Raw genomic sequence first — 11568 nt, forward strand, 5'->3', positions numbered from 1 at the left:
AAACAAAACAAAAAAAAATTCAAACAATTCCCAAGACCAAAAAATATTATTTTTTCAATTTAAAATGCCAGGAAAGAATGATCAATAAAACAAGTCTCTATTGTAGCGCGGCATCGACTCCCTTGAATAAAAACTTAGGAAGATACAGTCGCTAAATGGGAAGGACTTCTTAAAATACCCCGTGCTTCTCACAAACGGTTCATGTTTTCTTCATGCGCACGGGAAACATTAAAATACGGACAGCACAGAGAGCGCTGATACATCTATAAAGCATTGATTAGCATAGACAAAAACCGGATTTTCCTCCAATCTGGGGACTGCGCCTCGCAGCCAGCAAAAGAATGCAACAGATTTGCCCCAATACCACCATGGGAGCCATGCTACTGGTAAGAGGCGATAACAGGAAACGAGTGTTTTTCATGCAAACTAAATCGATTGCTCTCGTATTGGCGGCTATCGTCGGGAGTATGCCTGTCTGTGCAATGGCACAGCCTATGCCGGGTGGCGGTCGTCATGATGGGGGTGGCCCCGGCGGCGGACGGGGCGGCGGCTATGGTGATGGACCCGGCGATCACCGTGGTTTTGATAATCGTGGCCGCGGCATGGGTGGTCGGGCAAATTACGGTCCCCCTCCTCCACCAATGAACAATAGATGGCGTCCGGGCCTGCGCTACTGGGGTGGAGATCCGTGGATTGATAACTGGCAGTCGTATCGTGGTCTTTACGCCCCGCCTTATGGTTATCGCTGGGTACAGGCTGGCGACCAATTTCTGCTGACTGCCATCGCAACCGGCATCATTTCCGCCGTGGTTGCAGGCAGCGTGATGAATGGTGGCCCGCGCTAACACGGTTTTTCAGTTTCCGGACATTGCCTTTTCAGGCTTTGTCCGGAAGTTCGGTTAATCTGTCACGTAGAATAGAAAAAGCATCCATATTGAGCGATGGAGGCACAACAGCTTCCCCGCTCTTCCGCAAGGCCCAGACCCGTTCATAAGCCAGCAGGAGCTGCTCCAGAAGATGCCGCCCGCTTGCTCCCTGGAACTCTCCCCGACGCCTCATTAGATCTTCAGCGATAAAAAGCAGTCGCTGGGCCGCGTCCCACTCTCCCTGGTCGCAGGCAGAGTGAACGATAGCAAGCAATCTCTGTGACAAGCGCCGATTGGAACGCTGGGCTCGCCTCTCCTGAAGCGGAGGCCCTTCGTCCGCAAGATCATCACAGCGTCGACCGTAATCCATTCCACCTGATCACAGCATGAGGCAGGAGCGAAATCGCGTCGCTTCTGCCTTTATTCAAAAACGTTCGCTTCGAAAGCCTCTTCCCACGAGCCGGTTGTCGAAGCACGACTGTATTCCGTTGAGCGGTTCTCGAAGAAATTTGCATGCTCGACGGCATTGAGCATGTCATCCACCCACGGAAGCGGGTTGTTTTCCAATGCACCGTAAATCGGGTCGAGGCCGATCTGACCGAGCCTACGATCCGCGATGAAACGGATATAAGCCTTCACGTCGTCGGGCGTGAGACCTTCAACTGGCCCCGCTTCGAAAGCCAAATCAATAAACGCATCTTCATGCTCGACAATCACACGGCAGATTTCCGTGATCTCGTTACGCAGATGCTCGGTCCAGATTTCCGGATTTTCCGACACGAATGTCCGGAACAACCGCGCCATGGAGAGACAGTGCAATGTCTCATCACGCACTGACCAACTAACAATCTGCCCCATGCCCTTCAGTTTGTTGAAGCGCGGAAAGTTGAGCAGGATGGCGAAGGATGCGAACAGCTGCAGACCTTCGGTAAAAGCACCGAAAGCAGCAAGGGTTTTGGCGATTTCATGCTTATTCTCCACCGAGAACGTCTGCATGTAATCGTATTTGTCCTTCATCTCCTTGTATTTGAGAAAAGCGGAATACTCCGTTTCCGGCATTCCGATCGTATCAAGAAGATGGCTGTAAGCCGCGATATGAATCGTTTCGATGTTCGAGAAGGCCGACAGCATCATGAGGACTTCAGTCGGTTTGAAAACCTGACTGTATTTCTTCATGTAGCAGTTATTCACTTCTACGTCCGACTGCGTGAAGAAGCGGAAAATCTGCGTAACCAGATGACGTTCGCCTTCATTCAGAACGCGATGCCAGTCCTTTACATCATCGGCCAGCGGCACTTCTTCCGGTAGCCAGTGAACACGCTGCTGCGTCAGCCACGCATCATACGCCCACGGATAACGGAAAGGCTTGTAGACCGGATTGGCGGTCAGAAGATCAAACTTTTCCTGCGTTGACATCACAGCACCCATATTTATTTGATAATTTACTCAGCCACGCAGACAGGCCGGATTATTGGCAGGCGAGACATTCTTCATAATTCGTACTACCGTCCTGCGCCGCTCCAACATCGATCTTCTGTTTCTCCGCCACATTACTCACCGTGTCAGCACGCTGGATCGACAGGGAGCGACAGTAGTAGAGCGACTTAACGCCCTTCTTCCATGCCATGTAATGAATCTGATGAAGATCACGCTTGTGGACATTGGCTGGCAGGAAAAGATTGACCGACTGGGCCTGACAGATGAACGGCGCACGGTCAGCAGCGTGCTCGACAATCCAGCGCTGATCCAGTTCAAACGCCGTCTTGAAAACATCTTTTTCATCCTGCGTCAGGAAGTCGAGATGCTGCACACTGCCCTGTGTCAATGTGATCGATGACCAGACAGCTTCCGTGTCGTGCCCTTTTGCAGCCAGAAGCTGCTTCAGATGACGGTTGCGAACCGAGAAAGAACCAGAAAGGGTTTTCTGCAGAAATACATTGGCCGCAATCGGCTCGATGCCCGGGCTCGCATTCCCCGCAATGATCGAAATCGATGCCGTCGGTGCAATGGCCAGCTTGTTCGAAAACCGCTCATGCACGCCATATTCAGCCGCATCCGGGCATGGTCCACGCAGATCGGCCAATTTCCTAGAAGCGACGTCTGCCTGTTCCCGGATATGCTTGAATATCTTCTTGTTCCATACCTTCGCGATTACACTTTCGAATGGAACATTCCGCGCCTGCAGGAAGGAATGAAAGCCCATCACGCCAAGACCAACGGAGCGTTCCCGCATGGCGGCGTAGGTTGCCCGATGCATTTCCTTCGGCGCACGCTCAATGAAGTCCTGCAGCACGTTGTCGAGAAACAGCATGACATCCGCGATAAACTGCGGATTGTCGTGCCATTCGTCCCACGTCTCAAGATTGAGCGAAGACAGGCAGCAGACTGCCGTGCGATCCTTGCCGTGCTGGTCAATGCCCGTCGGCAATGTGATTTCCGAACAGAGATTGGAAGTCTTCACCTCCAGTCCGGCCAGCTTGTGATGCTCGGGACGCGCATTGTTCACGTGATCGGAGTAAACAATGTACGGCTCACCCTGTTCCATGCGGGCCGTGAGGATACGAATCCACAGCGAACGGGCGGAAATCTTGCGAATGACCGAATGATCCTTCGGTGACAGCAGGGCCCACTCTTCATCGGCTTCTACGGCGCGCATGAATGCGTCCGGGATGAGAACGCCATGATGAAGATTCAGCGCCTTGCGGTTGGGGTCACCACCTGTCGGACGACGGAGTTCGATAAACTCCTCGATCTCCGGATGCCATACCGGCAGATACACAGCGGCGGACCCACGACGCAGTGACCCCTGAGAGATCGCGAGTGTAAGACTGTCCATCACCCGGATGAACGGGATCACGCCCGATGTCTTGCCGTTCCGCCCGACATTTTCACCAATGGAACGAAGGTTGCCCCAGTAGGAACCAATGCCGCCACCTTTCGAGGCCAGCCAGACATTCTCGTTCCACAGGCCAACAATACCTTCCAGACTGTCATCCGCTTCATTCAGGAAGCAGGAAATGGGCAGACCTCGGGTGGTGCCGCCGTTGGACAGAACGGGCGTCGCTGGCATGAACCAGTGGCGGGAAATGTAATCGTACAGCCGCTGCGCATGCGCAGCATCCGCACCATAATAGGAAGCAACACGCGCGAAGAGATCCTGATAGCCTTCTTCAGGAAGAAGGTAACGGTTGTTGAGCGTCGCTTTGCCAAAGTCGGTCAGCAGCGCATCGCGGGAGCGATCCACCCGCACCGGGTGATGACCCGGCAACTGCACAATATCATCCAGCATATCAGGCTCGAAAAGTGTGCCTTCGTCTTCGCCACCAACAACACGGGAGACGGGGTGGAGATCGGACATGGTCAGGCTCACTCTTTTCGGCTCCACAAAGTCGGAAATCGCTAGATCGGTGGGGTAGAGACAGACTTATCGTCGTCCTGCGGCAACACAATATGCGGTAAGCAATTCGAACGCCAGCACAAGATATAGGGTAAAGAGGCAAAAAAAAGATTGACGACCGCAAGAGTCGCAGCTTTCTGCGCTTCCTGCTTCATGTCATTTCAATCGAAATTTTGTTCTGATTTTGTTCTGATTTCAAGGCCGAAGACGGCCAGAAAAATATCCCGCTGTTTTTCCAGCCTTTAACGGTCGATCTGCCCCAGCAGCCCCGACAGCTCCATACGCTGCCGTGATTCGGAGATACCCGCTCCGACGGCCAGCGCCGCCTCCAATGCCCGGCGCCCGGCCTGTGCATCGACCACCACAGGCGCACCGTCAAGACAGGACGCTGCGAAGGCGCGGTGCTCGGCTTCAAGAGAATCATGCTCTTTCCACGATGCGGCCTCTCGGCGAAAACCACCCGTTCCCGGCAGAGGCATGCCTTTCTCCCGTCCGATCATGACCAGCTCCCGCTTGCCAAAATCGGCGGAAAGATACCCCTCCTCCGAAAACAGCCGCATCTTGCGCTCGGTCTTGAGCGAAATCCGGCTGGCCGTGATGGTGGCCACACATCCGTTAACGAATCGTACACGCGCGTTGGCGATGTCCTCATGTTCGGAACTGACCGCAGCCCCCACTGCATCCACCTGCTCGATCGGGCTTTCGACAATGGCGAGAATCAGATCGAGATCATGGATCATCAGATCCAGAATCACTGAAACATCGGTGCCACGCGGTTTGAACGGCGCAATGCGCGTCGCTTCTATATAGAGAGGACGTTTGATTCGGTCCGTGATGGCTTCATATTCCGCCGAATAACGCAGGAGATGGCCGACCTGCAGCACCTTGCCCGCGTTACGGGCCAGCGTCACCAGCTCATCGGCTTCCGCCAGCGTGGCCGCCATCGGCTTTTCAACCAGCACGTGCTTCCCTGCCCGCAAAGCCTGCGCAGCCAGTTCGAAATGCATCTCCGCGGGCGCAGCGATGATGACGGCCTGAACCTGAGCAAACAGCTCATCGAGGTCGTCAAAGGCAGTTGTATGCGCCTCCTTTGCAAGCGCACCAGCCTTGGCAAAGTCCGGATCGAACAACCCCACCAGCGTCTCACGTGACGCAGCGGCGGATTTCAAAGCGTGGAACCGCCCGAAATGTCCGCACCCCACAAGCCCCACACGCAACGTTGCCGAAGAATTGCCCTGTACCATGCCTAGCCTCTGAAACTGTTGCGGCACAGAAGCACGCCAACGCACGAATGGAAACGCTTCACGCGCAGATCACCTATCGCACGGAACGATAATATGCCTCCCCCAGCGACGCCGGAGCCTCGCCACCGGAGCGCCCCACCCGCCGAATCACGGCCGGTAGCATGATGAACAGTAGCGTTCCCAGATAGGGCAGCATGTTTAGAATCGGCGCCGCAACAGGCCAACCACGCGCCTGCCCCAGAAAACCGATGGCGCTGATCAGCCCAAACAGCAGACCACCGGCAGCCGCATTGAAAGGCCGGAAGCCTGCGAAGATCACCAGAGCGACGGCAATCCATCCCCGCCCGGCCACCATACCCTCGGACCAGCTCGGAATCATCGCGAGACTGAGATACGCCCCGGCAGCTCCGGCAAGAGCCGCGCCAGCCGTGACATACCAGAACCGAATCGCCCGGACCGATATGCCCGCCGCATCCGCCGCTGCCGGATTCTCACCCACAGCCCGTACATTCATCCCATGTCGGGTGTAAAACAGCATCCAGTGCAGAGCGGCGGGCAGCAGAATGTAAGCAGGGACAATCAGCAGATTCTGGCTGAAGAACGCGGGGCCGATCACGGGAATCGCGGAGAGGACCGGAATCGCGACAGGCTGGAACACGGCTGAGACCGGCTGCCCCGCAACGGAATGACCGATGGCAGCCGATAGCCCCACACCGAGAAAGGTGGTCGCCAGCCCACACAACACCTGACTTGCCTGCGCGAGGACGGCAGCGGATGCAAACACCATCCCGCCGAGCGCTCCGACGACCATGGCCGCCAGTAAGGCGATCCACGGATTTCCGGTTTCAATCGCCACCAGAACCGCCGTAGCGGCTCCCATCGACATCAGCCCTTCCACGCCAAGATCCACCACACCGGCCCGTTCGGCCAGCACTTCTCCCACAGAGGCGATTGCCAATACGGCGCCGCTAAGCACGGCGGTCGAGAGAAGAGCAGTCAGCATCGCAATCATGATGGCCTCCGTGCGGCAGCGGACGTGGTGGAAACGACCGGACGGTAGTGGGCACACTCATCGGCGATGGCGACAAACAGGAGAACCAGCCCCGTGATGGCTAGCACCGCCGTTGCCGCGACCTGCTGCGTCTGGAGCACGATTCCCACGTCGAGAATCAATGCCATCAGAAGGGCGGACGGGATCACGGCGAGACAGGAACCGCGCGCCAGCACGGCCACAACAATCCCCAGATAACCAAAATTGTCGGCCATGCCGCCCTGAAGGCGATGCACCGTTCCGGCGACTTCAAACATGCCTGCCAGCGCGGCCAGCGCTCCCGACAGCAACATGGCCGACACGATACGGACCTTGACCGGCATGCCGACATAACGGGCGACGCCCGCGCTCGCCCCGCTGATGCGCACCTCATACCCCCACCGGGTCACGGACATGATCGCCGCCAGTCCGCATACGATCAGAAGCGCGAGCGGAAAGCCCCAATGCACCACGCCCCACATGTCGGGAATCGTCACGGGCAGCCGTTCCGTGGACGCCAGCGCCCCCGTTACCCGGTCCCGCCACGGGCCCGTCGCCAGCCAGTAGACCAGCAGGCTCGCCACGAAATTGAGGAGGAGCGTGGTGATGATCTCGTTCACATTGGCGAACGCGCGCGCCAGAGCAGGCAGGAGAATCCACACCATGCCGCACAGCATCGCCACAACCGCCATAAGGGGAAGGATCAGAATCGCCGGGCCATGCACGAAAAGCCCCACACCTGTGGCACCCACGGCGCCCAGATAGAACTGCCCCTCACCACCAATATTCCATAACCCCATCCGTCGGGTGACGGTCACGGCGCTGCCTGTCAGAAGCAGAGGCGTCATGAAGAGTGCGAGATCTTCCAGACCGAATCGCGAGCCGATCGTGGATGCAACCACCAGTCGTCCGAGTTCGCCAATGTCGCGACCGGACATCGCCAGAACCAGACTCACGAGCGCCAGCGCCAGCAGAAGGGCAATGGCCCGACACACGAGAACTCGACGGGAAGAGGCGGTGGGAAACCGCTGAAACCGACTCATGATCGCGCCCCATCACGTCCGGCCATCAGCAGACCTATACGCTCGATATCAGCCTCTTTCGCATCAAGCACCGCCATCAGCCGCCCCCCGCACAGCACGCCAAGACGGTCCGACAGATTCAGCAACTCGCCCAGATCCTCGGAGACCACCACGACCGCAACGCCCTGATCCCGCAATGCGGTGAAATAGCCATGCATCGCGGCAATGGCACCGATATCGAGCCCACGGCTTGGGTAAGCCGCCACCAGAAGACGGCTGGCGATCCGTATTTCACGCCGCGCGACAAGGCGCTGCTGATTGCCGCCTGACAGGTTACGGACCGGCATGGAAAAATCGGGAATGCGCACTTCCGCTGTCGAAGCAATGTCGTCGGCCAGCACGCGCGCTGCCCCGGCACTGTACCAGGGGCCATTGCCAATGGGCGGCATGGCGTATTCGCGCAACGCCATGTTGTCCGTGATATCAAGCGAAGGTGCGAGGGCGCTGTTCAGCCGATCCTGCGGAATGTGCCCCACGCCTGCCTTGGCAAAGGCAGCCGCATCCTTCGGGGCAGCATCTCCATCCAGAAGCAATGCGCCAGCAGAAGGCGTAATCAGACCGGTCAGAACCTCCGTCAGTTCCCGCTGGCCATTACCCGCCACACCGGCAATGCCAAAAATCTCGCCGCCGAAAATATCCAGCGTGACATCCGAAAGCTGTTCCACTCCGCGTGCGTCCCGCACGGTCACGTCACGGAGACTGATAACCGGTTTCGCACTTACGGGTGCTGCGCCAACCGGGCGCGCGTGCAGATTCTCCCGCGGCACTTCATGCCCCACCATCGTGGCGGCCAGCATCTCCGGCGAGCAGTCAGCCGTATCCCATGTACCGATCTTGCGCCCCGCACGCAGGACGGTCACGCGATCGGTGATGTCCATCACCTCGTCCAGCTTGTGACTGATGATAATCACCGCGTTGCCCTTGGCGCGAAACGCCTCCAAAGCCGCAAACAGTTCCCGCGTTTCCTGCGGCGTCAGCACGGCGGTCGGCTCATCGAGAATCAGCAGACGCGCCTCACGGGACAGCACGCGCAGAATCTCCACACGCTGCTGCTCGCCAGCAGAAAGCGATTCCACACGTGCAGCAGGATCGACCGGGAAGCCGAACCGCTCCGACAAGGCGCGGGTCCGTGCTTCCAGCACCGAACGGGACGTCCATTTCGGCGTTTCGTTCCAGCCAAGATGGATGTTCTCAGCCACGGTGAAGGCAGGCACCAGTTTGAAGTGCTGGTGCACCATGCCGATCCCGGCACGGATCGCGTCCTGCGGCGAGGTGAATTCAGCGCCGTAACCATCGAGGATGATCTCTCCCGCGTCCGCCTGATAAATACCGGTGACGATATTCATCAGAGTGGATTTTCCGGCTCCATTCTCACCAAGAAGTCCGAGAATTTCGCCGGGGCGCACATCGAGATCGACCGCCTCGTTGGCGATGACACCGGGAAAGTATTTGGACACACCGAGAAGTTGCAGCACCGGCGGCGTGCCACTGGGCAGGCTGTGCGCGTGCATCCGTGTCGTCGCGTCAACCAAGACCCGTCATCCCCTGCACGCCCCAGTCCCAGCCGTAAATTGCGTTGTCGTCCATCACCTTGCCTGCCGGAACGCGGATAGTCCCGTTATTGTCACGGATCGGGCCCTGAAAAGGTGTGTAACCCGCGAGTATACGATCCCGCATGGCGTCAGCCCGCATCCGGATATCTTCCGGGACGCTCTGTCCCCATCCATCCCGATCGGTGCCGTGCCCCAGTGTGAGGAAATGCGCGCCGGACTTCCACGTTCCGTTGAGCCGGGCGCGCACCTGCTCGACGTAGAAGGCGGCGAAATCCAGCACCACGGCACTGACGTAAGCATTCGGGCCAAAACGCCGCATGTCGAGGTTCCACATGGCCGCCTTGATCCCCCGGCTTTCCGCCACGCGGAGATAAGCAGGGTCATCCGTGATCCCACAGAGAAAATCGCAACCACTATCGACCAGAGCGGTTGCAGCCTGTGCCGCCGCCTGCGGGTCGAACCACGAATTGATGGCGACCGCGTGCATGGTGACGGCCCGATTGACCGACTGCGCTCCAAGCAGTGTCGCATTGGCGCTGGCATAGACGGAGGGAATGGGAAAGGTGCCGATATATCCAAGCCTGTTGGTTTTCGTCATCAGGCCGGCGGCAATGCCGATGATATAGCTCGGATACCAATGCGTGACATAATACCAGCCAAGATTGTCGGTCACGTTCACACCGTCACATTCGAGAAACGCTACATTCGGTGCGCGGATAGCCACATCGCGGATGAAATCGCCATAGTTGGACGTGCTGAACACCATGTTCGCTCCCTCCGCCACAAACTGGCGAAAGATGCGCGTGGCATCGGCGGAATAAGGCACACTCTCGACATAGACGGTGCGCAACTTCGGAAAGGCCTGTCGCACAGCCTGCACACCACGGTCATGCGCCGTCGTCCAGCCACCGTCGGTGATCGGTCCGGTATGACCGAATGCAATAAGGGCATCCTCCTCCCGGACTGGTGGAAGACCGGGGGCTTCATGCCCCATACGCCCCTCCGCACGCAGCAATCCCGGTCGCCAGAAGGCACTGCCTGCACAGGCACCCAGCCCCGCCAACACGGCACGCCTGCTTGGTAACCGACCTGTCTTTCTGCTCTCCCAGCCTGTCACCCTGTGCCTTTCCGCTTGTTTCGTTCACGTTCCGACACAGTTGTTGGACACCCGACTGAACGTCAAGATAAATCCTGTTCTTTCAGCAATTTGATCCCAGCTCGCTGCGCGCGGGCAATGGCCACGTCTTCTGGTCCGATCCCCCGACATGCATCCAGCACGATAAAGCTTTCGAAGCCGCACGCACGCGCGTCTATTGCCGTGGCCATGACGCAGTAATCCAGCGCCAGGCCTGTCACGAATACCCGCCGGATGTTCCGCTCCCTAAGCCATTCCTCAAGAATCGTGTGGGTCACACGGTCATTTTCGATAAAGGCGGAATAGCTATCCACTGCTTGGGACGTGCCTTTTTGCAAGGTCAGTGTAAGAGACCGTCGATCCAGCCCATCCGCCAGCGCAGCACCCTGGCTGCCCGCGACACAATGTGCAGGCCACTCGCCGCCCTGCCCCACGAAGGAACAATGCGCGGCGGGGTGCCAATCCTGGGTCGCCACAAGGGCACCGAACGGCAGTTCCATCAAGCGGTTGATGGGCGCGATGACAGCATCCCCATCAGGCACAGCCAGCGCACCACCCGGCAGAAAATCATTCTGCACATCGATGATCAGCAGCGCGTCGGCAATGGAAATTCTGGTCATGGTGAAAGGATAACGTAAGCGCCTTCGGCTGTCCCTTCCTTTGCTAGGCAATGACCATGATCATTGCCCCATCTCAGGTTCAGGACTAAGGGCGGAGGGCTTTCGCCACAGCCTTTCGGAGCGCCCGCCTTGTTCGTTATCGGCAAAATCCTGTCCATGACCATGATGCCCTCGGCCCTGCTGGTCGAAATGCTGCTGATTGGTCTGCTGCTGCATCGCTTCCTCATTGGCCGTGCCTTGGTAACGCTTTCGGCGCTTGGATTTGCCCTCTGTCTTTTCTTCCCCGTCGACCAGTGGGCCATTCGGCCTATTGAAGACCGTTTTCCGCAGGTACGCATCCCACCCGCTCATGTCGACGGCATTATCGTGCTGGGTGGTTCGATAGACGACCTTACGAGCGAGGACAGACAAACCCCCGTGACAGGGGCTGCTGGCGATCGCCTGACCACCTTCGTCACGCTGGCGCGCCGCTACCCTGAGGCGAAACTCGTCTTCACAGGCGGATCAGGAGACATAGAGCAAGGCATCACCAACGAAGCGAAATGGGTGCGCATTTTGTTCGAAGGACTGGGATTGCCCGATGACCGGGTGATTTATGAAAACCAGTCACGAACAACACGGGAAAACGCAACGGACAGCTA

General features: G+C 57.9%; 10 protein-coding genes. 2 read left to right on the forward strand and 8 right to left on the reverse strand.

The window, feature by feature from the left end:
- Window positions 1-419 precede the first annotated feature (419 nt).
- Entirely contained in the window at window positions 420-845 is a 426-nt protein-coding gene (locus tag ABF824_RS13445) for an RcnB family protein (protein ID WP_415489517.1), read from the forward strand.
- A 441-nt stretch (window positions 846-1286) separates the two neighbouring features.
- Here ABF824_RS13445 and ABF824_RS13450 read toward each other — a convergent pair whose 3' ends face one another.
- The 8 genes from ABF824_RS13450 to ABF824_RS13485 all read right to left on the reverse strand — a co-directional run bounded on the left by ABF824_RS13450 (window position 1287) and on the right by ABF824_RS13485 (window position 10927).
- Window positions 1287-2282 (reverse strand): ribonucleotide-diphosphate reductase subunit beta, encoded by a 996-nt coding sequence (locus tag ABF824_RS13450; protein WP_415489518.1) that lies wholly within the window; start codon window positions 2280-2282, stop codon window positions 1287-1289.
- A gap of 52 nt (window positions 2283-2334) precedes the next feature.
- Complete coding sequence (locus ABF824_RS13455) at window positions 2335-4224, reverse strand: ribonucleoside-diphosphate reductase subunit alpha (protein WP_415489519.1); 1890 nt, start codon at window positions 4222-4224, stop codon at window positions 2335-2337.
- 281 nt (window positions 4225-4505) lie between these two features.
- Window positions 4506-5507 carry a Gfo/Idh/MocA family protein gene (locus ABF824_RS13460; protein ID WP_415489520.1) on the reverse strand — a complete coding sequence of 334 codons (1002 nt, stop codon included), beginning with the start codon at window positions 5505-5507 and terminating at the stop codon, window positions 4506-4508.
- A 73-nt stretch (window positions 5508-5580) separates the two neighbouring features.
- Window positions 5581-6519, reverse strand: a complete 939-nt coding sequence (locus tag ABF824_RS13465) for an ABC transporter permease (RefSeq protein ID WP_415489521.1) — start codon at window positions 6517-6519, stop codon at window positions 5581-5583.
- Complete coding sequence (locus tag ABF824_RS13470) at window positions 6516-7580, reverse strand: ABC transporter permease (RefSeq protein WP_415489522.1); 1065 nt, start codon at window positions 7578-7580, stop codon at window positions 6516-6518. Before ABF824_RS13470 ends, ABF824_RS13465 begins: the two co-directional genes overlap by 4 nt.
- Window positions 7577-9130 carry an ABC transporter ATP-binding protein gene (locus tag ABF824_RS13475; protein WP_415489526.1) on the reverse strand — a complete coding sequence of 518 codons (1554 nt, stop codon included), beginning with the start codon at window positions 9128-9130 and terminating at the stop codon, window positions 7577-7579. Before ABF824_RS13475 ends, ABF824_RS13470 begins: the two co-directional genes overlap by 4 nt.
- Window positions 9131-9143: 13 nt before the next feature.
- The gene (locus tag ABF824_RS13480) at window positions 9144-10289 is read right to left on the reverse strand and encodes a BMP family ABC transporter substrate-binding protein (protein WP_415489523.1); all 1146 of its coding nucleotides are present in this window, start codon (window positions 10287-10289) and stop codon (window positions 9144-9146) included.
- Between the two features lie 62 nt (window positions 10290-10351).
- Window positions 10352-10927 (reverse strand): nicotinamidase, encoded by a 576-nt coding sequence (locus ABF824_RS13485; RefSeq protein WP_415489524.1) that lies wholly within the window; start codon window positions 10925-10927, stop codon window positions 10352-10354.
- A 129-nt stretch (window positions 10928-11056) separates the two neighbouring features.
- Between ABF824_RS13485 and ABF824_RS13490 the strand changes: the two genes are divergently transcribed.
- The coding region (locus ABF824_RS13490; RefSeq protein ID WP_415489525.1) for a YdcF family protein at window positions 11057-11568 on the forward strand (512 nt) is incomplete at its 3' end.

The organism is Acetobacter sp. (assembly GCF_047721705.1).
Classification (GTDB): domain Bacteria; phylum Pseudomonadota; class Alphaproteobacteria; order Acetobacterales; family Acetobacteraceae; genus Acetobacter.